The organism is Paenibacillus sp. JL3B1040 (genome assembly GCF_057063165.1).
Window position 1 is genome coordinate 1,474,515 of record NZ_CM169317.1, and the last position, 21,124, is coordinate 1,495,638.

A 21,124-nucleotide genomic window follows, 5' to 3' on the forward strand; every position below is an offset into this window, starting at 1 on the left:
TTCGTCATATAATGCAGTCAAAAGGGAGGCTGCAAAGATGGACGTATATGACAAGCTGACCATTTTGACGGACTCGGCCAAATACGATGTATCGTGTTCTTCCAGCGGCGTGGAGCGGGGAAGCGGGGCGAGCGGCGGCGGCCGAACGGCGGGAAATACCGTCGCCAGCGGCATTTGCCATAGCTTTGCCGCCGACGGGCGCTGCATCTCGCTGCTTAAGCTGCTGATGTCGAACGCCTGCATCTATGATTGCAAATATTGCGTCAACCGCCGTTCCAACGACACGCGCCGCGCCGCGTTCACACCGGAGGAGCTGGCGGAGCTGACGATGCATTTTTACCGCCGCAACTATATCGAAGGTTTGTTTCTCAGCTCCGGGATCATGCGCAGCCCGGATTATACGACGGAGCAGTTGATCCGGACGCTGGAATTGCTGCGGAATCAATATGGCTTCGGCGGGTATATCCACGTGAAGGCGATTCCCGGTGCCGATCCGGCGCTGGTCGCCCGGCTTGGGTTGCTTGCGGACCGGATGAGCGTCAACATTGAGCTGCCCTCGCAGGACAGCTTGCTCCGGCTTGCGCCGGACAAGAATAAGGAGGCGATCCTGAAGCCGATGCGCGCCATTCGGCAAGGCATTCGCGAGAACGGCGCCGATCTGGTCCAATACCGCCACGCTCCCCGGTTTGTCCCTGGCGGGCAAAGCACCCAGCTCATCATCGGGGCTACGCCGGACAGCGATCTAAAGATTCTGAATCTGACGGAGGCGTTGTACCGCAAATATGAACTAAAGCGGGTGTATTATTCCGCCTACACGCCGGTGGCCGAGCATGCGCTGCTGCCGTCGCTCGACAGCAAGCCGCCGCTGCTGCGGGAGCATCGCCTGTACCAGGCGGACTGGCTGCTGCGTTTCTACGGCTTCGAAGCTAAGGAACTGCTCGATGAGCGCACGCCGAATTTCAATTTGTTTATGGACCCGAAATGCCATTGGGCGGTCCGGCATATCGACCGTTTTCCGGTGGAAGTCAACACGGCCCCCTACGAAACGCTGCTGCGCGTCCCCGGCATCGGCATTCGCAGCGCCAAGCGGATCGTGGCGGCGCGGCGAACGGGGCGGCTTGATTTTCACGGCTTAAAGAAGCTGGGAGTCGTGCTGAAGCGGGCGCAATACTTCCTCACTTGTTCCGGCCGCCGGCTGGAAGGACTCAAGGTGAATGAAAGCACGATTCTCAGATCCTTGCTGTCCCGCAAGGAAATCGACTTATTTCTGCCGCAGCCGAAGGTGGAGCAGCTGTCGCTGTTCTCCGACGAGGAGTTGGCCGGGACGGCGGGGAAGGAGATCGGCGCATGGCTGCTTGGATGAAGGAAGCGGCTTACGCTTATGACGGGAGCTTCGACGGCCTGCTGAGCTGTGTGTTCGAAAGCTATGAACGCAAGGAAGAACTGGTCGATCTCCGCGCTGACGACGAGCCGCAGCTGACGTTATTCGAGTCGAGATGGGTGGAGACCTCACCCGAGAAAGCGTCCCGGGTTTACAGCGCCATCGGACGGAGCATATCGCCGGAGGCCCAGGAGCTTGTCCGCCGCGGTTTCCTGACCTGCGAGCCGCAGAAGGATTTGCTGATTTACCGCTTCCTGCGGCTCGGGTTCCGGCATGGGCGGGCCGCTATGGACATGCTGACCGAGACTACGGTGCATCGGCTGCGCAAAGCGGTGAGGCATTTGAATACGGAAAGTCACGCATTGATGGGTTTCGTCCGCTTCTCGGTATACGGCGATGTGCTGGTTTCGGTGATTGAACCCAAGAACCGCGTGCTGCCGATCTTAGCCCCGCATTTTTGCGATCGTTATCGGCATGAGGCGTTTCTGATCTACGATCAAACCCACCGCCAGGCGCTGATCCACCGCCCGCCGGACATGAATCCGGAACGTACGGAAATCGTGGATCTCGACGAGCTCGTCTTGCCGGAGGCGGAAGAGCAGGAGCGGGAATACCGCCGGTTATGGAAGCGGTTCTACGATACGGTGGCGATCCGGGAACGGCTTAACCCGCGGGCGCAAATGTCGCATATGCCTAAGCGATATTGGTCGCAGTTGACGGAAATGCGGGAGGAGTGATGCTTCTGGTACAATGGGGAGACAAGCCATCAGAGAGGATGTCGCTAGATTGAACCCGCACTACAACTTGAATACATCCCCCATCACCTATATTTATCCATTCGCCAGCCATGAGAGCGAGCGGGAGTTGTGCCTCATGGAGCAGCGCGCCTTGTTTGGGCAAGCTGCGGAGGGAGCGGCCTATGTGGCTAGCCCGCTCCGGCTGCCGCCCAATCGCAGCCCGTTCGTGCAACTGCGGTTGGATGTATGGTTTGCCGCGCCTACTCTGGACGAGCTTGGCGAGCTGGCGTCGCTGCTGGATTTGGAGGGACATACCTTCAAAGTCCGTTATCTCAAGTGCGGTGAGCGGCAGACGTATGAAGGCGAGCGCGAGGCGGAGCGCCGGATCGGCGCCCGGATTCGCGGCATCGCGGAGATGCGCGGCCCTGAAGTGACCTTGGGTCTGTTGGCGCGGAAGGAAGACTGGGTGCTGGGGATTTGCCGCAGCTCCGTACCTGTATGGCACACGCACAAGAATAAACCGCACAATTACTCCACCGGGCTGACGACAGGAGTGGCCCGGGCGCTCGTCAATATTGCCGTGCCCAACCCGGAAGGCAAGCGAGCGATCGACCCGTGCTGCGGTATGGGCAATGTGCTGATCGAAGCGCTGTCGATGAGCGTCGATATCGTTGGCCGGGATATCAATCCGGCGGCGGTCCGCGGCGCAAGAAGCAATTTGCGCCACTTCGGCTATGATGCCGACTTGGCGAAGATCGGCGATTTGAACCAACTGGACGAGGCGTTCGACGCCGCGATCGTCGACCTCCCTTATAATCTGTGCTCGGTACTCTCGGCCGCGGCGCGGAGGGATATGTTGGACAGCGTGCGCCGTATCGCCTCCCGGGCGGTGATCGTCTCCACCGAGCCGCTGGAGCGGGAGTTCCTCGAGGCGGGACTGGTCGTTACGGATCGCTGCAAGGTTAGCAAGGGCCGTTTCGTACGGCGGGTTTGGGTGGTTAAATGTGAGACGTCGAGACGGATTGGATATTGTCAGTTTCCCGCTTTTCCCCTATAATCCAATAGAGAAGAAAGCCTTAAGACAAGCGTACACATTGTGCCCGTAGGTCCTGAAGCAGCGGTGAAGAACGCCGCGTGCGCTTCGGGTTAAAAGGGAAGCCGGTGCAAATCCGGCACGGTCCCGCCACTGTAAATCAGGGACGAGCTCACGATGCCACTGTCGCCCGCGAAGGGGATGGGAAGGCGAGCTTTCGTCGATACCTGGAAGTCAGGAGACCTGCCACGGGAATTCAAGACGGTCCTTCGAGGAGAGGATAACGTTCTGCCAAGAATATCATGGCTTGGCGCCGCATCGTGGAGCCGTCCACGATGCGGGCGCGCGGCATGACTTTGTAGACGTAACCCCATCCGCCAGGATTGGGGTTTTTCTTCGTTGCCGGGAGGAATGGAGTTCGGCGGGGCTTGACGCCCGGCTGCACGACGTACCGCTGGAGCACGGGGCGATTCTTTACCTGCTGGAATAAGCATAAAGGGGAGATTTGGAGATGAAGAACTGGAAACGAATCGGAAGCCTGGGGTTGCTGGCGCTGCTGCTGGTGCTTGCTGCCTGCGGGAACAATAACGCCGCCAACCAAGGGGCGGGGAACGCCGCGGGAGCGGCGCAGCAAACGCAAAACGCCGGAACGAACGCGGCGTCGGAGCAACCGGCCGTACAGGAGACGACGTATCCTTATACCGTAACGGATTCCGCCGGCAAGGAGTTCACGTTTGAGGCGGCGCCGGAGCGCATCGTTTCGCTTGCGCCGTCGGAGACGGAAGTGCTGTTTGCGCTCGGGCTTGACGAACAAGTCGCCGGCGTATCCGATCTGGACGACTATCCGGAAGCGGTGAAGGACAAACCTCGGATGGGCGGGTTCCAGGTGAACGTTGAAGCGATCGTGGCGGCGCAGCCGGATTTGGTACTGGCAGCCAGCCTGATCGATGAAGCGACGGTCAAAAGCTTGACGGATATGGGGATGAACGTGTTCCAATTCAATCCGAAAACGATCGATGCGGTGATGGACCACATCCAAACGATCGGCGAAATTACCAACCACCGGGCCGAAGCGGCCGAGGTGGTCGGGAAGATGAAGCAGGAGGTCCAAACCGTTACCGATGCGCTCGGTTCACTGAGCGAGGATCAGAAGAAAAAGGTGTACATCGAATTTTCCCCGGGCTGGACGGTCGGCAAAGGCGAATTCATGGATGAAATGATCACGTTGTCCGGCGGCATCAATGTCGCTTCCGATGTCGAGGGCTGGTCCGAAATCAATGAGGAACAGATTATCCAGGCCAACCCGGACGTCATTTTGTATGCGAAAAGCGTAGTTGACGAGAACAACAAGACGTTGGCCGACATCATCAAGGGCCGTTCGGGCTGGGACCAAATTACGGCCGTCAAGGAGAACCGGATCATCGCTTTGGACGATAACCTGCTCAGCCGTACGGGCCCTCGCGTGACGCAGGGGTTGATCGAAGTCGCCAAGGCGGTTCATCCGGATCTGCTCCAGCCATGACGCGCGGCAGATGGGCCGGATACGGGGCAGCCGGAATCGTGCTGCTGGCCGTGACGCTGCTGCTCTGCATCGGCATTGGCTCGGTTCATGTGCCGGCCGGAGAAATCGCGGCCATTCTGCTGCATCGGATCCCGGGGCTTGGCCGCCTGATCACGCCGGATTGGAGTACGGCGGCAGAGCAAATCGTCGTGCAGGTCCGGCTGCCCCGCGTGCTGCTCGGGATGCTGGTCGGCGCCTCGCTCGCCGTGGCGGGCGCCGGCTTTCAAGGCGTGTTGCGCAACCCGCTGGCGGATCCGTTTACGCTGGGCGTATCGTCGGGATCGGCCATCGGCGCGGCCGTACTGATTTTTTTCGGTTGGCAGTTTTCCCTGCTGGGCATTTTTACGCTGCCGTTGGTCGCCTTCGTCACGGGAGCGGTTACGTTATGGATCGTCATTTGGCTGGCCCGGGAGAACGGGAAGCTGCCCATCGAAAGCCTGGTTTTGTCCGGGGTCGTGATGCAGTCGTTTCTCGGAGCGGTCGTGTCCTTTTTAACGGCGATGTCGAAGAAGACGATCAATGAAATTTATTATTGGACGATGGGCAGTTTAAGCTTGCGCGGATGGTCGTATACGGCCATCCTTTTGCCTTATTTGCTGGTGGGGGCTCTGTTCCTGTGGAGCCGGGCCAAGCATTTGAACCTGCTGACTCTTGGCGAACGTCAGGCTTCCCACTCCGGGATGGCCGTGGAACGCACCAAGCTGGCCGTACTGCTCGTCGCCACCCTGATGACGGCCGCCGCGGTATCGGTGTCCGGCGTGATCGGGTTCGTTGGCCTGGTCGTTCCCCATATGATTCGCCTGATCACGGGTCCCGATTACCGCCTGATCATTCCGCTGTCGGCGCTGGGCGGGGGGATCTTCATGATGTGGAGCGATCTGGCGGCCCGTTCGCTGCTGGCTCCGACGGAAATTCCGCTCGGCATCGTCACCGCGTTCGTGGGAGCGCCTTTCTTCGGGTATCTGCTGTATCGGAAGAAAAAGCAGAGGGAGGAGGAGTTGCGTTGATCGAGGCGTCAGGAGTTGCAAAGGCATTTGGCCGGTTGGAAGTGCTGAAGGATGTGGACTGGCGGGTTGGCCCCGGCGAATTCTGGGGGTTGATCGGTCCGAACGGCAGCGGCAAAACGACTCTGCTGAATCTGATCTCCGGCGTGGAGCAACCGGATGCCGGTTCGATTATGCTGGGCGGGCGGCCGCTGGCTGCGTATTCGCGCAAGGAGCTGTCGCGCAAAGTGGCGGTTCTCCAGCAGGACGGGCTTCCTCCCGTGGCCTTTACCGTCCGCGAGGTCGTGGAGATGGGCCGGTTCGCCCACCAGGATTGGCGCGGCAAAGAGATCGAAGGGGCGGAGGCGGGCCGTCGCCTGATCGACGGAATTATGGAGCGACTTGATCTGAAAGAACTGGAGCGTCGTCCGCTGAGCGTACTGAGCGGGGGGCAGCGGCAGCGGGTGGCGCTCGGGAAAGTGATGGCCCAGCAGCCGGAGCTGGTACTGCTCGATGAACCGACGACCTATCTGGATTTGCGCTATCAGATGCAGTTTATGGAGATGGTCGCGGATTGGCAGCGGGAGGCGGGGCTTACCGTCGTTTCGGTGATGCATGATTTGAATCTGGCCGCGTTGTTTTGCAGCCATCTGCTTGTGATGAGCGGCGGGCGCATTGTGGCGCAGGGAGCGCCGGAGGAAATGCTGTCGCCGGAGATGGTCGCCGCGGTGTTTGGGGTTCGGGCCCATCAAGTGAGTCATCCGGATTCGGACCTTCCGCAGTTGCTGCTGCGGCGGGAACGGTTGCAGTAAGACTGGAGCCTGCTTTGGCGGCGGAAGCGCGGACGATTGGTGCATGAGCATGCGTAATCGCGTAATGAAGAAAGGGGAATACGGTTATGGGATACGATTCGACAGGGCAGTTGATCCAAGCGATCACCCCGTTGGACGAAGCGGTCATGGAGGCGGCCCGGGTTCATTTGGACCGGTTGACGAAGCCGCCGGGAAGTCTCGGCAAGCTGGAGGAGTTGGCCGTCAAGCTGGCGGGCATCACGGGTGGGGTCCAGCCGGCGTTCCCGCGACGTTCGGTCATCGTGATGGCGGCGGATCACGGCGTGTGCGAGGAAGGAGTAAGCGCCTTTCCGGCCGAAGTGACGCCGCAGATGGTGCTTAACTTTCTGGCCGGCGGTGCGGCGGTAAACGTGTTGGCGCATCATGCGTCGGCCGACGTCGTTTGCGTGGACATCGGCGTGAATGCGGAGCTCGCCCACCCGGGCCTTGTACAGCGGAAGCTGCGTTACGGAACGGGGAATATGGCCAAAGGGCCGGCGATGAGCCGGGACGAAGCCGAAGCGGCCATCCTTGTCGGTGCCGAGGTGGTCGATAACGCGGTCTCCCAAGGCGTTCGGCTGTTCGTCACCGGAGAGATGGGCATCGGCAACACCACGGCCAGCGCTGCGATCATGAGCGGCCTGACGGGGGTTGCGCCGCAGCGGAGCGTTGGACGCGGAACCGGAGTCGGCGATGAACGGCTGCGGCATAAGGTCGCCGTGGTGGAACGAGCGCTGGAAGTAAATCGCCCGGATGCGGGGGATCCGCTGGATGTGCTGGCCAAAGTGGGCGGGCTTGAAATCGCCGGATTAACCGGCGTCATCCTGGGGGCCGCCGCCCGGCGCTGCCCGGTAGTGATCGACGGCTTCATTTCGACCGTCGCCGCTTTGCTGGCGGTTCGCCTGAAGCCGGTGGCGGCCGATTACCTGATTGCTTCGCACGTCTCCCACGAGCAGGGACACCGCGCCCTCCTGCAGGAGCTCGGCCTGAACCCGATGCTGGAGCTGGACATGCGGCTGGGCGAAGGCACGGGCGGCGTACTGGCGCTGCATCTTGTCGATGCGGCCTGCCGCATCATGGCCGAGATGGCGACATTCGAAAGCGCCGGCGTCGCGGATGGCGGGCATGGCGGGGAGACGGCGCGATGAAGATCCTGGTGACCGGCGGCGCCCGCAGCGGCAAAAGCACGTTTGCCGAACGCTGGGTGATGAAACAGGCGACGGCTGCGCATTATGTCGCAACGGCGCAAGCGTTTGACGACGAGATGCGGGCCCGCATTCATCTGCACCGACTCCAGCGGGAGCAAAGCGGGTTCGCTTGGACGACGCTCGAGGTGCCGCTCGGATTGGCCGAACTGCTGCAAGAGCTCGGCGAACGGCCGGTTGGGAAGGGAGGAGCGGAGGACGACGCTTGTCCGACCGTGCTGATCGACTGCTTGACCTTGTGGCTGTCGAACGTGCTGCTGGGCGCGGGAGAACGGCCGGGGGAAGCCGATGCCATCCTGGAGCGGGAGATCGAGCGGTTGGTTGCCGCGATCGAAGTCTTTCCCGGCACGCTGGCGCTGGTGACCAACGAGGTGGGCAGCGGCATCGTGCCCGAATATCCGCTGGGCCGGCAATACCGGGATTGGGCCGGCCTTATGAACCGCACGATGGCGGAGTTATCGGACCAGGTCTTTCTGGTCACCGCCGGAATTCCCATCGAGCTGAAGAGCCGGGAGTATCGCTTATGACCGAATCGAAACGCGATCCTTCTTCCCGGGCAGGCAAGCCCGGAGCTCTGCAGCCGATGCTGGCAGCCTTCCAGTTCCTGTCCCGCTTCCCGGTGCGGACCGAACTGGAGTTTACGCCGGACCTGCTGCGGCGCAGCATCGCCTACTATCCGCTAGTCGGGGCGGCGATCGGCGCCGCCGTCTTGGCGGGAGGCTGGCTTGCCGGCTGGCTGCTCCCTCCGCTTCCGGCAGCCGTGCTTGCGTTAATCCTCTGGGTCTGGCTAACCGGAGGGCTGCATCTGGACGGCTGGATGGATACGGCTGACGGGCTGCTGAGCTACCGGCCCCGCGAGAAGATGCTGGAGATTATGAAAGACAGCCGGGTTGGCGCCATGGGCGTGTTAGCCTGCGTTCTTTTGCTCCTGCTTAAGACATCGCTATTGGCATCCCTCTTCCAAGAGGACATGCTGTCGTTGGGGCTTGCTTTGCTGCTTGCTCCCCTGTGGAGTCGCTGGTTCATGACCCGGGCGATGCATCGATGGCCGAAAGCCCGGCAAGGCGAAGGGTTGGCCGCGCAGTTTCACGGCTTCGGCGAACGTGATGCTTGGAGCGGCACGATCATGGCGGTCACTTTATCCGTCGGGGTGCTGCTGTGCACGCTGCTTCTGTCGCTAGGGAGAGTTGATGAACCCGCCCTGCTGCGTTCGTTGCTGTATCTCGGTTTATCGCCGGTGCTGGCCTGGGCGGCGGGGACTTGGGCGGCGCGCCGGATCAGTGCCAAGCTGGGCGGCTTGACCGGGGATACGTACGGAGCGCTGGGCGAAGGATTGGAAGCCGTTTTGCTGCTGCTCGCCGTGCTGATTTTACGGTAATTAACCGGAATCCGAGTTAAGCGGACGGGACCGCAATCGATTTTGACGTCAGGTACATTCGGTGTTCCGACGCTTTGCACCATTATCCCGTTTGCTCAGGGCGCTAAGAAAACGGGCGAGCTTGAGGTTGAGCGCGCTTAGCCGAGGGAGGAAGGGATGATCGCTTCAAGATCGATGGAAGATGGAATAGGCTGCCTTCCGACCTTACCGAAAGGGATAATCGTGCAAAGCCGGCTGAAACCATATATTAACGACCCAGGATTCAGGATTCAGGATTCGGAAAGGAGCGGAACCTAGGTGAACAGACGTGATGACAAGTTTAAGGTTGATGCCGACGGCCCTGCCTCCGCTCCGCCGGGTGCCGTATTGATGATCCAAGGCACGGCATCGGACGTGGGCAAGAGCGTCATCGTGACGGCGTTATGCCGCATTTTTGCGCAGGACGGGCTTCGTCCGGCTCCGTTCAAATCGCAGAATATGGCCCTGAACTCCTATGTGACGGAGGACGGACGGGAAATCGGCCGTGCGCAAGGCGTCCAGGCGGAAGCTTGCGGCATCGCCGCCACCACCGACATGAATCCGGTACTGATTAAGCCGACCGGGGACATGCATTCGCAGATCGTCGTTCATGGGCGTCCATACCAACATCTCAGCGCGTCCAGTTATCGGGAGGAATTTCTGCCCCAAGCCAAGCCGCTGGTGATGGAAGCGCTCGGGAGACTCCGTGCGAAGCACGGTATCGTCGTCATGGAGGGGGCCGGGAGCCCGGCGGAAATCAACCTGAAGCAACGCGATATCGTCAACATGAATCTGGCCGAATGGGCGGACGCTCCGGTTATTCTAGCGGCTGATATTGATCGCGGCGGCGTGTTCGCCTTTCTCGTCGGCACGCTGGAGCTGCTGGAGCCGCAGGAACGGGCCCGGGTCAAAGGGTTCATCATCAACAAGTTCCGCGGCGACCTGTCCCTGCTGCAGCCCGGGCTGGATTGGCTGGAGCGGCGGACCGGCATTCCCGTTATGGGCGTGCTTCCATTTCTGCCGGATTTGGAGATTGAAGCGGAGGATTCCGTCATTCTGGATACCTACGCATCCGGCCCGGGGGTGGGGATCGAGAAGGAGCTGGACATTGCGGTCATACGTTACCCGCGCATATCCAATTTTACCGATTTTGATCCTTTGGCCGCCGAACCGGACGTGTCGCTCCGTTACGTGAGCAAGCGATCGGAGCTCGGGCGCCCGGATGCCGTGATTTTGCCGGGGACGAAGGATACGATCGGGGATTTGGAATACCTGCGGAGGCAAGGGCTGGAGGGAGCCATTCGCAGCCTGATCGAGGAGGAAACGCACATCCAGCTTGTCGGCATCTGCGGCGGTTACCAAATGTTGGGGGAAGAATTGCACGATCCCCAAGCGGTAGAAGCCGCCCAACCAAGGTCGGCGCTGGGTTTAGGCCTGTTGCCCTTGTCGACGACTTTTCTTCCGGGCAAGAAGACGCTCCGCGTGCATGGCCAAATCCAAGATGGCCAGCCCGTACCGCTGCATACCTCGGTCAGCCGGATGGCCATCGAAGGTTATGAGATCCATGCCGGTTCAACCCAGCGGCTTCGGGACATCAGCCCCCTGTTCCTGCTTCAAGCCGACGATCCGGGGGAAGATGGGGCAGCCGCACCGCATTCGGAAGGCGCAGCCCGCCCCGACGGGAGAGTGTTCGGAACGTACCTGCACGGGTTATTCCATAACGATGCCTGGCGCCGTGCCTGGCTGGACGGGCTGCGAGCCGGTAAAGGGCGGGAACCCTTGGGCTCCACCTTTACCTCTTCGTCGCGCAAGGAGGAAGCCTTTGATCGGCTGGCCGATCATGTCCGCAGCCATTTTCGGATGGACCTGATCTACCAAATTGCCGGAATTAGCCCGGATCCCGAGAGTTAAGCTTTGACAAATCGGGCGAATGTAAGGTAGCATAATAGTACGCTTAATTTTCGATGAGTAAGGTCGAAAAGCGGGGGAACCAATTTTTGGGGCGAATCGTTGCTGGTTTTACGTAGGGAACCATCTTTCCCGAGCCCGTCAGCTAACCTCGTTTGCAGTGGATGGGTCATGTTTATAATTTCAGTCATCAACCAATGACCCTGTCGTTAGAGCGGGGTCTTTTTGTGTTCGTCAAGACCTTTGAGCCGAGCATTCGGCGGAGTACTCGCTTTCACTGCAAGGTTCCCTGCTTCTTCTTTGCGCATCGATCATTCTAAAGGAGGAGATGGTTATGGCAAATCCGAAGTATATCACCGATATCGCCAAGGTGAGCGAGTTGTCCGAACAGGAGCGGCGGGAATTGAAACCGATTACGGACAAATTCGTCTTTCGGGTAAATGATTACTACCTGAAGTTGATCGATTGGAACGATCCGGAGGACCCGATCCGCAAGCTGGTGATTCCGAATACGGGGGAACTGAAGGAATACGGGCGTTGGGATGCTTCCGACGAGGCCGTCAACTACGCGGTTCCCGGCTGCCAGCACAAATACCGGACGACCGCGCTGCTGATCGTATCCGAGGTTTGCGGTTCCTATTGCCGCTATTGCTTCCGCAAACGGCTGTTCCGCAACGATGTGAAGGAGGCCATGTCGGACGTGACCCCCGGCATCGAGTACATTGCTCAGCATCCGGAGATCAACAACGTCTTGCTGACCGGCGGCGACAGCTTAATTCTGGCCACGAAAAAGCTTCGTTCCATTCTTGAACAGCTGCGGGCGATCGAACATGTGAAAATCATCCGGCTCGGCTCCAAAATCCCTGTCTTCAATCCGATGCGCATCTACGAGGATCCGGAGCTGCTGGATCTGATCAGAGAATTCTCCACCGTAGATCAACGCATTTATGTCATGGCGCATATCAATCATCCGCGCGAAATAACCCCCGAGGCGAAACGAGGCTTTCAGGCCTTGCACGACGCCGGGGCGATCGTGGTCAATCAAACGCCGATTCTCAAAGGCATCAACGACGATGCGGCCGTGCTTGGCGAATTGCTGGACCGGTTATCCTGGGCCGGCGTCACCCCTTACTACTTCTTTATCAACCGGCCGGTTGCCGGAAATGCCGATTTCGTCATTCCTCTCAAACGTGCGTATCAGCTGGTTGAGGAAGCGAAAGCCCGCACATCGGGGCTTGGCAAGCGCGTACGCCTGTCGATGAGCCATTCGTCGGGGAAGATCGAAATCTTGGCGATCGAAGACGGTCAGGCTTATCTCAAATATCATCAGTCACGGGATAATGAATACGGTAAATTCATGATCTTGCCTTGCCCGGACGAGGCGGCCTGGTTCGATGATCTGCCGGGCAACGAGGCCTATTGGAAGCAGCCGGAGAAGCAGCCGGACGAAGCTGTTTCCGCGAACGAAATGTCCTTTACCGGTTAAAAACAAACGTACCCTGACCGCCGGCCCCCGCATAAGGGGGGGAAGGCAGTCAGGGTACGTTATTTTTTCAGTTCGGTGCGGCCTGCTGCGGTCTAAATCCGGAATTTCGCCATCGATTCCTGCAGCGACAGCGCTTGCTCGTGCAGCGAACGCACCGTACGGGCGTGGCTTTCCATTTCGCTGAGCTGCTGCTGCGAATAGTTGGCGATTTGCTCCATATTGGCCAGGGATTTGGCGGTAATGTTGGCCGACTCTTCGACGGAAGCGGTCACTTCCTCGGTACCGGCGGACACCTCCTGTGTCGAAGCCGAGACGGATTGTATCGTCAAGTTGACGTTCTGAATGAGCTCCGTCAATTGTTCGAACGCTTGGCCGGCTTGTTTCACCCGCTCAGTTCCGGAGACGATTTCCTCGCTAGCCCGCTGCATCGCGCTGACGGAGTTTTCCGATTCCTCCCGGATGCCGAGCAGATTCTCGCCAATCTCTTCCATCGCCAAGCGGGATTGCTCGGCCAGCTTGCGGACTTCCTCGGCGACGACGGCGAACCCTTTGCCGTGCTCGCCGGCCCGTGCGGCTTCGATCGCCGCGTTCAGCGCTAAGATATTGATCTGTTTCGTAATTTCCGTAATGGTTCCTACGACGCTCGAAATCGATTCCGAGCGGTCGTTCAACGTGCGAATATGCTCGAGTGTCCGGTGGGCCGCCTCCTCCACCTGCTGCATTTGCATGACGGCCGTCTGCGCCAACGTATTCCCGGTACCGGCCTCCTCGGCGGCCTGTCCGATCCGCTCGGTCACTTCGGCGGACGAGGCGGCGATGTGCTGCACACCCTGTGAGATTTCTTCCATCGCCCGCGCGTTCTCGGCTGCGGCTGACGCGATTGTCATGCTGCCGGCTTCGATTTCCCGAGTGGCTGCGCCCGAACGGGAGATCAGTTCCTCAAACGTCGTCACCGATCGGGACAAGCCTTCGGAGCCGCCTACGACCGCCTGGGACGTTTCCATCACGGCGGCGAACATGTCCTTGAGCTGATGGGTCATCGTCCGGAAGCTGCCGGCCAGTTGGGCTACCTCGTCGTGTCCCTTCACTTCGATCGTTTGGCGGAAATCGCCGCCGGCCATCTTTTGCGTGACCGCCACCAGCTTTTGGATCGGTTTCGTGATCCGCGCACTGACGAAGTACGCCGCCGCCATGCCCGCAACAATGACGAGCAGGGTGATTCCGATACATATGTACAAAATTTCGTCCTTCTTCTTATCGATGAAGGTGGCGTCAAGGCCAATGGCCAACATGGCTTTGCTGCCGGGAATCGCGATATAAGCCGTTTTGTGCGAGCCGAACCGGTCGGAATACAGCTCGCTGATATGTACCCCGCCTTTTGACGCCTCAGTCATTGCCGGTTGAATCTCCAGCTTGTCGCCAGGTTTCATGCCGGAATTCTCGTTGGTCGCCAAAACGGTAGCGTCGTCTTCCTGAATCTGAAGCAGATAAGCGGTGTTCAAGTTAAAGTCCTTAGCGCTTTTCGTCAAATAGGACTCCACCGCAAAACGCGAATTATCTTTGCCGCTGAGCAATTGCAGCGATTGGGTCGTATCCAGCCGTTTGAAAATGTCCTGGGTACTGGTTTGCAGAACCTTGTCGAACTGCGGCAGAACATTTTGATTCACGATCCCCATAGAGATGTTATAAAAGCTGACGCTGAACAAGAGTGAAGATACGACAATGATCACCGCATAAGTACTCATTAGCCTGCGGCTGATGGAGCGATTAATGACCTTAAACACGAAAATCCTCTCCGTTCCCCTTAAATAGTGGATTTATATCGATGCATTTGGTCGAACCTGCGGTCTCTCTTTTTTAACCAATGGTTCATAAGATTCATTTTATAGGAAAAAACGTCCTTTGAAAATGAAAAAGTCGTACATTTTTTGGTTTTCGCATGAATTTTCATGCAATTGTACCTAAATCTATCGGAAATGGTTAAAAAAAGAGCCCTGCCGCTCGTTCCGGGGCTCAAGGCTCTTCAAGATATAATGTGACTCGTAATGTCAGATATAAGTCAACTGTTTCGGGAAAGAGGTAAGGACTTCCACACCGCTTGCCGTCACGAGAACATCGTCTTCAATGCGGACCCCTCCGACCCCCGGCACATAAACGCCTGGTTCGACGGTAAATACGTGACCTTCCGCCAGCAAAAATTCGTTCTCCCCATGGACGGACGGGAACTCGTGCACATCGATCCCAAGGCCGTGGCCGAGCCGGTGGATAAAATAGGGGCCGTAACCGGCGGCTTCGATAACCTCGCGGGCGGCGCGGTCAATGGAGGCAAAAGTGACGCCCGGTTTGATGGTAGCGATCGCCGCTTCGTTGGCGGCCAGAACGGTTTCGTAAATCCGGACCTGTTCGTCGGAGAGTTCGCCGACCCCGAAGGTGCGGGTGATATCCGAAGCGTAGCCGTCCGCATAAACGCCGATGTCAAACATGAGCAGGTCGCCGCGGCGGATCAACCGATCGCCGGGAACCCCGTGCGGCAGGGCCGTTTTCTCGCCGGACAACACCATGGAATCAAAGGAAGGACCGTCCGCGCCCAGCTTGCGGATCTGGTATTCGACTTCCGCGACGAGTTCGCTTTCACTCACGCCTTCCTTGGCTTTTCGCAGCGATTCGCGAAGGACCCGTTCGATCAAACGCACCGCATGCTTGATTTTCCCGACCTCTTCCGAGCTTTTGCGAACCCGCATATCCCGCAGCCAAGGCCCCACATCCATATATCTCGTGAACGCCAGCTTCTCCTGAAGCCGCTCAAAGTTGGCCACGGTTACCTGCTCCTTCTCGAAGCCGATCGTTCCTAGCGGGGCGGACAAGCGCCGCTTCAGCAGTTCGTACGGATCGTCCGTATCGCCGTGCGTGATGATCTCCGCGAGGTCCGTGGCCGCGCGAGCCGCTTCCTCATCGAGGGCAGGCACGACCAGGAAGGGTTCGCTCCCGGTCTGGAGGACGGCGCCGAGAAAGCGTTCATGCGGATTGCTCAGGAAGCCGGTCAAATAATACACATGCTTCGGATTGGTGATCAGCAAGGTGCTGACGCCGGATTCACGCATGTTGCGTTCGAGTTCGGTCCATTTTTCATTCATTTTGAAAAAACTTCCTTTCATTCGATCTCTTGTTCCATTATAGGACAAAGCGTACGAGAACGATAGTAAAGGCGGAGGTTTACTTTTTAGCCATTTTCAATAAAATAGGAAGAGGTTAATTATTCAAATTTGAATAAGTTGCAAAGGAGAGAAGATGTTGGCTACAGAAAAGAAAGACCCTACCCGGCTCATCCTGATCGGTTTGATGTTGGCGATTCTGATGTCGGCGATGGACAACACGATCGTAACGACCGCCATGGGGACGATCGTCGCCGATCTCGGCGGGATGGAGCAGTTTGTCTGGGTGACTTCGGCCTATATGGTTACCGTCATGGCGGGGACGCCGATTTTCGGCAAGCTGTCGGACATGTACGGCCGGAAACGCTTTTTCCTGTTCGGGATCGTGATGTTCCTGCTTGGGTCCGTATTGTGCGGGCTCGCCGGCAGCATGGTGCAGCTCAGCATCTTCCGGGCCGTCCAAGGGATTGGCGGGGGGGCGTTGATGCCGATCGCGTTTACGATTATCTACGACATCTTCCCGGTGGAACAGCGCGGGAAAATGACCGGCTTGCTCGGCGCCGTGTTCGGCACGTCCAGCATTTTCGGCCCGCTGCTGGGTGCCTTCATTACCGATTCGCTCAGCTGGCATTGGGTATTTTACATTAATGTCCCGATCGGGATCGTGTCGCTGGCGCTGATTATCGCGTACTATAAGGAGTCGCTGACGCACGCGAAGCAGCGAATCGACTGGGGCGGGGCGTTTACGCTGGTCGGCGCCGTGGTGTGCCTGATGTTCGCGCTGGAGCTGGGCGGCGAGAAATACGCTTGGGGTTCCGGCGTGATTTTGGGCTTGTTTGCGGGATTCGCCGTGCTGTTTGTCGCGTTCCTGCTGCTTGAGACGAAAGCGCGGGAGCCGATCATCTCATTTGACATGTTTAAAAACCGACTTTACGCGACGAGTTGTTTGCTGGCTTTATTTTACGGGAGTGTGTTTATCGTCGCCACGGTGTACATCCCGATCTTCGTGCAAGGCGTATACGGCGGCTCGGCGACCAACTCCGGCATCGTTCTCATGCCGATGATGATCGGTTCGGTTATTGGCAGTATGCTGGGCGGAATGCTGGCTTCCCGCATCCCTTACCGTAGCGTGATGGTCCTGTCGGTCGTTTGCTTCGTCTGCGGCATCTTTGCGCTCAGCACGCTGGCGAGCGATACGTCCCGTTTGCTGCTTACGTTATATAGTATCCTGACGGGCTTTGGCGTCGGGTTCTCCTTCTCGGTGCTCAGCATGGCGTCCGTGCATCACTTCGACATGCGGCAGCGCGGAGCGGCGACGTCGACCAACTCGTTCCTCCGCTCGCTTGGGATGACGCTGGGGATTACGATCTTTGGCATCGTGCAGCGCAACCTGATGTCGGGGGCGATGACGGAGGCGTTTGCCGGCATGGGACAAGGCGGGGCGAATTTCGGCGATACCCGGGAGGCGCTCAGTCCGGAGAAAAGGGCGCTGATTCCGCCCGAGATTTTGAATAAGATGACGGAAGCCATGTCTTCCTCGATCGCCCATACCTTTCTGTGGGCGCTGGTTCCGGCCGTCTGCGCGGTACTGGTTGTGATCGCGATGCCGAAAGACCGGATCGAGCGCGCGGCGGTTAAGCCTTCGAATCAGCAGGGGTAAGCGATCATGAAGGGTTTGGCGATCCGACTCTGTATCTTGGGTTTGCTGCTTGAGGAGGATCAGCATCCTTACGAGATGCTGATCCGTATTCGGGATCGTTTCCTCGACCAGCACGGCAATTTCAAAGCCGGCTCGCTGTATTACGCGGTCGACCGGTTGGCCCAGGAAGCGTATATTGAAGCGGTGAAGTCGATCCATAACAGCGGACGTCCGGACAAAACGGTGTACCGGATCACGGACAAGGGACGGGGGTATTTTCACAAGCTGCTGATCGACCGCTTTCAGGAGAATGTCTCCGGTTATCATCCGCTGCATGTTGCCTTGGCGTTCGCGAGGTACGGGGATCGGGGTAAGGTAGCGGCTTTGTTGCAAGCTCGCATCCGGGAAGCGGAGCATCAGGTCAATTTGAGCTACCAGGTCTATGAAGAGCATCGCGGGATCGTGCCGCGGAGCGTGCTGCACCTGATGGCCGGCCATTACGAGCATGCCCGGACGGAACTTTCCTGGCTGCGCCGGCTGCTCGCGGACGCCGAGGCCGGACGGCTGGGTGACCGCGATCCGGCCGATTTGCTGAACGAAGATCCATAAGGAACTCCCCGGTCCCGCAGGCGATGATCGCTTACGAGAACCGGGGAGTTTTTTCGGTTCGTTCGAACGGGGCGCGTCATGATCAATTCGGCCAGCCTAAGGCCTTAGGCCTTAAGCCGGGTCAGGCCGCAGTTCCCTGACCAGGCCCGGCGGCGTCCGGCCTTCGAGCGCCGCGACCAGGTTCTCGGCGGCTCGCATCGCCATTTGCCGGCGGGTTTGATCCGTGGCGGAACCGATATGCGGCAAGGTCACGACGTTGGGCAGCTTCAGCAGCGGATGGTCCGGATCGATCGGTTCCTTTTCGAACACGTCGAGTCCCGCGCCATAGATTTGCCGGTTCTGCAAAGCGGCGGTCATCGCCTGCTCGTCGACGGTAGCTCCTCTCGAGGCGTTGACGAACACGGCGGTCGGTTTCATCAAGGCGAATTCGCGCGCGCCGATTAGCTTGCGCGTTTCCGGTGTGAGCGGCGTAATCAGCACGATGAAATCCGCTTCCTGCAGCAGTTCGTCCAAGGAGCGGTAAACGGCGCCCAGTTTGGTTTCGGCCTCGGGCTTGCGGCTGCGGTTATGGTACAGCACATCCATGCCGAATCCGAATTGGCCTCGGTGCGCGACGGCCTCGCCGATTTCGCCCATCCCAATGATGCCGAGCTTCTTGTGGTGGACGTCCAGGCCAAACAGATTTTGGCCGTCGCCGCGTTTCCATTGGCCGGCCTTGACGTATTTGTCCAGCTCCGATACTCGGCGCGCCACGTCCAGCATGAGCGCGAAGATCAGGTCGGCGACCGTGTCGTTCAGGACAGACGACGTGTTGGTTCCGAGCACGCCGCGGGCTTTCATCGCCTCCAGATCAAAGTTGTTATAGCCGACGCTGATATTGCTGACGACTTTCAGCTTAGGCGCATGGTCCAGCAGCTCTTGATTGATGCTGCGGTCCGCGGTCAGCAGGCCTTCGGCATCCTTCAGGCTGGCCAGCAACTGGGCTCGGCTGATCGGCCCGTCGCCGTCCCATTTACGGATTTCGCAATGCTCGGTGAGGTAGTTTTCGACTTCCGGGGGAATCGGACGGGAGATAAACACTTTTGGTTTCATGAGGTTCTCCTCTCTCGAATGTTCTGGCTCGTTTCTCAAGTCAAAGCCTTAGCGGTTATCGATCTTCTCCGGATACAGGTCGTGATTGAGCAGACGGTGTTCGGCCATCGCTTCGTACTTGGTGCCGGGACGACCGTAATTGCAGTATGGGTCGATGGAAATGCCGCCCCGCGGCGTGAATTTGCCCCAAACCTCGATATATTTCGGGTCCATGAGCTTGATCAGGTCGTTCATGATGATGTTGACGCAGTCTTCGTGGAAATCGCCATGATTCCGGAAGCTGAACAGGTACAGCTTCAACGATTTGCTCTCCACCATTTTGATGTCGGGGATGTAACTGATGTAAATGGTGGCGAAGTCGGGCTGTCCCGTGATCGGGCAAAGGCTGGTGAACTCCGGACAGTTGAATTTCACGAAATAGTCGCGGTACGGGTGCTTATTGTCAAAGCTCTCCAGCACCTCGGGCGCGTAGTCAAAAGGATATTTCACGCCCTGGTTGCCCAGCAGCGTGACGTCTTGCATTTCCTCGGGTTTTCTTCCGGCCATGGGAAGCCCTCCTTTAATAGTATATTCCATCCGCGTTATAGGCGTTGCGTGATGTGCTTTGCGCGTAAAGCGTTTGGCGGATGTTTCTAGCTACGGACCGTACAGCCCTTATTTGACGATTTCCCGTGTATTTCCCGTTGTAACGGACTCCAGCGACCTTATTTGGCCATAACCGCAGCCGACTCGCCGCGTTTCATCGAAATAAGGTCTCCTCAGTCCGTTAGATGCGGGAAGTCCCCTCAGAGCGTCAAATAACGTCTCTGGATTCCGTTAGCCGCGGGAGGAGGCCTTCGGGTAGCCATCGTTCTCCGAGACGGAGCGGCGGAGCGTAGCCGGAGGCTACGTGAGCAGCGGAGGTCTCGGCTGAATGCAAGATTCGACGCCGGACCTGCCTCCTCGAACCCGCTTCGTGATCGAAGGCCGATTTTTGAACTACCGTTTCAAAGAAGGTTCAAAAATCGGGTTTGGAGCACCGAGAAGGTTGGATGAAGCTAGAGACGGAGCAGCGGAGCGTAGCCGGAGGCTACGTGAGCAGCGGAGGTCTCGGCTGAATGCAAGATTCGACGCCGGACCTGCCTCCTCGAACCCGCTTCGTGATCGAAGGCCGATTTTTGAGCTACCGTTTCAATGAAGGTTCAAAAATCGGGTTTGGAGCACCGAGAAGGTTGGATGAAGCTAGAGACGGAGCAGCGGAGCGTAGCCGGAGGCTACGTGAGCAGCGGAGGTCTCGGCTGAATGCAAGATTCGACGCCGGTCCGCCTCCTCGAACCCGCTTCGTGATCGAAGGCCGATTTTTGAACTACCGCTACACGCCGCGTTTGTTGCCCCAGACGAGGGCGTGCAGTTGCGGCAACACCCGGACATCGTTCAAGTCCGGCGTGGCGACGACCTTGTCGATCAGCGCTTCGTAGCGGCGCAGCAGGTCGGATGCATGCTCCTGGATGTCCATCCGCCGGACGTCCGGGTTGCCGACCTGCACATACATCGGCACGCCGGGATAGCGGGCGTGCACCCGCTTGGCGTAAGCCAGGTCGTCGTCGTCGAACACGACGACCTTCAGGCTGACGGCGAGCGGGTGCGGTCGGGCGGCCAGCTTGGCAACGACGCCGTCCAGCACGTCCCAGTCGGTGTCCATGCCCGAGCTCGGCGGCTTCGGCGACAGGGTCACCTGGTCGACCGCGGCCAGCCAATCCTGCCAGCGCGAGCCTTGGGTTTCGACCGCGACGGCGATGCCTTCGGCGTGGAGCAGCGCGACCAGGCCGGCGAGCTGCGGCAGGAGGGCGGGGTTGCCGCCGGACAAGGTGACGTGGGCAAAGCGGTCGCCCCCGATGCGGCGCAGCTCGCCGAGGATCTCGGCCGGGGTCAGGCGGCGGATCATCTCCTTTGCGCTGCCGTCCCAGGTAAAGGCGGAGTCGCACCAGGCGCAGCGGTAGTCGCAGCCGGCGGTGCGGACGAACATCGTCTTCTGCCCGATTACCATCCCTTCGCCCTGAACGGTCGGGCCGAAGATTTCCAGGACGGGGATCGGCAACCCGCGGGAATCGCGAGTTTCCCGTGATTCCCCGG

General features: G+C 59.0%; 19 protein-coding genes and 2 riboswitches. Of the genes, 14 read left to right on the forward strand and 5 right to left on the reverse strand.

The genetic code is table 11. From position 1 onward, the window contains the following. The first annotated feature begins 37 nt into the window (after positions 1 to 37). The 12 genes from ACZF99_RS06465 to ACZF99_RS06520 all read left to right on the forward strand — a co-directional run bounded on the left by ACZF99_RS06465 (position 38) and on the right by ACZF99_RS06520 (position 12,520). The gene (locus ACZF99_RS06465) at positions 38 to 1,363 is read left to right on the forward strand and encodes a putative DNA modification/repair radical SAM protein (protein ID WP_483610076.1); all 1,326 of its coding nucleotides are present in this window, start codon (positions 38 to 40) and stop codon (positions 1,361 to 1,363) included. After that, entirely contained in the window at positions 1,348 to 2,118 is a 771-nt protein-coding gene (locus ACZF99_RS06470) for a TIGR03915 family putative DNA repair protein (RefSeq protein ID WP_483610078.1), read from the forward strand. The genes ACZF99_RS06465 and ACZF99_RS06470 overlap by 16 nt, the downstream gene beginning before the upstream one ends. A gap of 49 nt (positions 2,119 to 2,167) precedes the next feature. Beyond that, positions 2,168 to 3,175: a TRM11 family SAM-dependent methyltransferase gene (locus tag ACZF99_RS06475; protein ID WP_483612578.1), complete on the forward strand. Its 1,008-nt coding sequence runs from the start codon at positions 2,168 to 2,170 to the stop codon at positions 3,173 to 3,175. Between the two features lie 29 nt (positions 3,176 to 3,204). Next, positions 3,205 to 3,416: riboswitch (cobalamin riboswitch) on the forward strand. 42 nt (positions 3,417 to 3,458) lie between these two features. Continuing rightward, positions 3,459 to 3,641: a hypothetical protein gene (locus tag ACZF99_RS06480; protein WP_483610080.1), complete on the forward strand. Its 183-nt coding sequence runs from the start codon at positions 3,459 to 3,461 to the stop codon at positions 3,639 to 3,641. Between the two features lie 21 nt (positions 3,642 to 3,662). Next, a complete protein-coding gene (locus tag ACZF99_RS06485; RefSeq protein ID WP_483610082.1) occupies positions 3,663 to 4,673 on the forward strand; it encodes an ABC transporter substrate-binding protein in 1,011 nt (336 codons plus the stop codon). Further along, positions 4,670 to 5,719: a FecCD family ABC transporter permease gene (locus ACZF99_RS06490; RefSeq protein WP_483610084.1), complete on the forward strand. Its 1,050-nt coding sequence runs from the start codon at positions 4,670 to 4,672 to the stop codon at positions 5,717 to 5,719. The genes ACZF99_RS06485 and ACZF99_RS06490 overlap by 4 nt, the downstream gene beginning before the upstream one ends. Beyond that, the gene (locus tag ACZF99_RS06495) at positions 5,716 to 6,507 is read left to right on the forward strand and encodes an ABC transporter ATP-binding protein (RefSeq protein WP_483610086.1); all 792 of its coding nucleotides are present in this window, start codon (positions 5,716 to 5,718) and stop codon (positions 6,505 to 6,507) included. Before ACZF99_RS06490 ends, ACZF99_RS06495 begins: the two co-directional genes overlap by 4 nt. Before the next feature lie 86 nt (positions 6,508 to 6,593). Next, on the forward strand, positions 6,594 to 7,673 hold the full coding sequence (gene cobT, locus ACZF99_RS06500; protein ID WP_483610088.1) for a nicotinate-nucleotide--dimethylbenzimidazole phosphoribosyltransferase: 1,080 nt from the start codon (positions 6,594 to 6,596) through the stop codon (positions 7,671 to 7,673). After that, the gene (cobU, locus tag ACZF99_RS06505) at positions 7,670 to 8,257 is read left to right on the forward strand and encodes a bifunctional adenosylcobinamide kinase/adenosylcobinamide-phosphate guanylyltransferase (RefSeq protein WP_483610090.1); all 588 of its coding nucleotides are present in this window, start codon (positions 7,670 to 7,672) and stop codon (positions 8,255 to 8,257) included. Before cobT ends, cobU begins: the two co-directional genes overlap by 4 nt. Then, positions 8,254 to 9,108: an adenosylcobinamide-GDP ribazoletransferase gene (gene cobS / locus ACZF99_RS06510; protein ID WP_483610092.1), complete on the forward strand. Its 855-nt coding sequence runs from the start codon at positions 8,254 to 8,256 to the stop codon at positions 9,106 to 9,108. Before cobU ends, cobS begins: the two co-directional genes overlap by 4 nt. A gap of 369 nt (positions 9,109 to 9,477) precedes the next feature. Beyond that, positions 9,478 to 11,037 carry a cobyric acid synthase gene (locus ACZF99_RS06515; protein WP_483612580.1) on the forward strand — a complete coding sequence of 520 codons (1,560 nt, stop codon included), beginning with the start codon at positions 9,478 to 9,480 and terminating at the stop codon, positions 11,035 to 11,037. A 30-nt stretch (positions 11,038 to 11,067) separates the two neighbouring features. Further along, a riboswitch (cyclic di-AMP (ydaO/yuaA leader) is annotated at positions 11,068 to 11,209 on the forward strand. Positions 11,210 to 11,368: 159 nt separating this feature from the next. Further along, the gene (locus ACZF99_RS06520; RefSeq protein ID WP_483610094.1) at positions 11,369 to 12,520 is read left to right on the forward strand and encodes a KamA family radical SAM protein; all 1,152 of its coding nucleotides are present in this window, start codon (positions 11,369 to 11,371) and stop codon (positions 12,518 to 12,520) included. 92 nt (positions 12,521 to 12,612) lie between these two features. On the opposite strand, the gene ACZF99_RS06525 is transcribed toward ACZF99_RS06520, so the two are convergent. Then, the gene (locus ACZF99_RS06525) at positions 12,613 to 14,304 is read right to left on the reverse strand and encodes a methyl-accepting chemotaxis protein (protein ID WP_483610096.1); all 1,692 of its coding nucleotides are present in this window, start codon (positions 14,302 to 14,304) and stop codon (positions 12,613 to 12,615) included. Positions 14,305 to 14,568: 264 nt separating this feature from the next. Continuing rightward, positions 14,569 to 15,654, reverse strand: coding sequence for a M24 family metallopeptidase (locus ACZF99_RS06530; protein WP_483610098.1), 1,086 nt, complete (start codon positions 15,652 to 15,654; stop codon positions 14,569 to 14,571). A gap of 154 nt (positions 15,655 to 15,808) precedes the next feature. On the opposite strand from ACZF99_RS06530, the gene ACZF99_RS06535 reads away from it, so the two are divergent. Together ACZF99_RS06535 and ACZF99_RS06540 are read left to right on the forward strand one after the other, a co-directional pair. Beyond that, the gene (locus tag ACZF99_RS06535; protein WP_483610100.1) at positions 15,809 to 17,332 is read left to right on the forward strand and encodes an MDR family MFS transporter; all 1,524 of its coding nucleotides are present in this window, start codon (positions 15,809 to 15,811) and stop codon (positions 17,330 to 17,332) included. Between the two features lie 6 nt (positions 17,333 to 17,338). Then, positions 17,339 to 17,920 carry a PadR family transcriptional regulator gene (locus ACZF99_RS06540; RefSeq protein WP_483610102.1) on the forward strand — a complete coding sequence of 194 codons (582 nt, stop codon included), beginning with the start codon at positions 17,339 to 17,341 and terminating at the stop codon, positions 17,918 to 17,920. Positions 17,921 to 18,031: 111 nt separating this feature from the next. Here ACZF99_RS06540 and ACZF99_RS06545 read toward each other — a convergent pair whose 3' ends face one another. The 3 genes from ACZF99_RS06545 to queE all read right to left on the reverse strand — a co-directional run bounded on the left by ACZF99_RS06545 (position 18,032) and on the right by queE (position 21,038). Beyond that, positions 18,032 to 19,012, reverse strand: coding sequence for a 2-hydroxyacid dehydrogenase (locus ACZF99_RS06545; protein ID WP_483610104.1), 981 nt, complete (start codon positions 19,010 to 19,012; stop codon positions 18,032 to 18,034). 48 nt (positions 19,013 to 19,060) lie between these two features. Beyond that, positions 19,061 to 19,558 carry a preQ(1) synthase gene (queF, locus tag ACZF99_RS06550; protein WP_483610106.1) on the reverse strand — a complete coding sequence of 166 codons (498 nt, stop codon included), beginning with the start codon at positions 19,556 to 19,558 and terminating at the stop codon, positions 19,061 to 19,063. 805 nt (positions 19,559 to 20,363) lie between these two features. Then, complete coding sequence (queE, locus tag ACZF99_RS06555) at positions 20,364 to 21,038, reverse strand: 7-carboxy-7-deazaguanine synthase QueE (protein ID WP_483612582.1); 675 nt, start codon at positions 21,036 to 21,038, stop codon at positions 20,364 to 20,366. Positions 21,039 to 21,124 lie beyond the last annotated feature (86 nt).

Bases quoted from the DNA above. Each gene is read 5' to 3' on its own strand.
- ACZF99_RS06485 (WP_483610082.1), top strand. From the start codon at position 3,663: ATGAAGAACTGGAAACGAATCGGAAGCCTGGGGTTGCTGGCGCTGCTG.
- queE (WP_483612582.1), bottom strand. From the start codon at position 21,038: ATGGTAATCGGGCAGAAGACGATGTTCGTCCGCACCGCCGGCTGCGAC.
- ACZF99_RS06465 (WP_483610076.1), top strand. From the start codon at position 38: ATGGACGTATATGACAAGCTGACCATTTTGACGGACTCGGCCAAATAC.
- queF (WP_483610106.1), bottom strand. From the start codon at position 19,558: ATGGCCGGAAGAAAACCCGAGGAAATGCAAGACGTCACGCTGCTGGGC.
- ACZF99_RS06535 (WP_483610100.1), top strand. From the start codon at position 15,809: ATGTTGGCTACAGAAAAGAAAGACCCTACCCGGCTCATCCTGATCGGT.
- ACZF99_RS06540 (WP_483610102.1), top strand. From the start codon at position 17,339: ATGAAGGGTTTGGCGATCCGACTCTGTATCTTGGGTTTGCTGCTTGAG.
- ACZF99_RS06515 (WP_483612580.1), top strand. From the start codon at position 9,478: ATGATCCAAGGCACGGCATCGGACGTGGGCAAGAGCGTCATCGTGACG.
- cobT (WP_483610088.1), top strand. From the start codon at position 6,594: ATGGGATACGATTCGACAGGGCAGTTGATCCAAGCGATCACCCCGTTG.
- cobU (WP_483610090.1), top strand. From the start codon at position 7,670: ATGAAGATCCTGGTGACCGGCGGCGCCCGCAGCGGCAAAAGCACGTTT.
- ACZF99_RS06520 (WP_483610094.1), top strand. From the start codon at position 11,369: ATGGCAAATCCGAAGTATATCACCGATATCGCCAAGGTGAGCGAGTTG.
- ACZF99_RS06545 (WP_483610104.1), bottom strand. From the start codon at position 19,012: ATGAAACCAAAAGTGTTTATCTCCCGTCCGATTCCCCCGGAAGTCGAA.
- cobS (WP_483610092.1), top strand. From the start codon at position 8,254: ATGACCGAATCGAAACGCGATCCTTCTTCCCGGGCAGGCAAGCCCGGA.
- ACZF99_RS06470 (WP_483610078.1), top strand. From the start codon at position 1,348: ATGGCTGCTTGGATGAAGGAAGCGGCTTACGCTTATGACGGGAGCTTC.
- ACZF99_RS06490 (WP_483610084.1), top strand. From the start codon at position 4,670: ATGACGCGCGGCAGATGGGCCGGATACGGGGCAGCCGGAATCGTGCTG.
- ACZF99_RS06530 (WP_483610098.1), bottom strand. From the start codon at position 15,654: ATGAATGAAAAATGGACCGAACTCGAACGCAACATGCGTGAATCCGGC.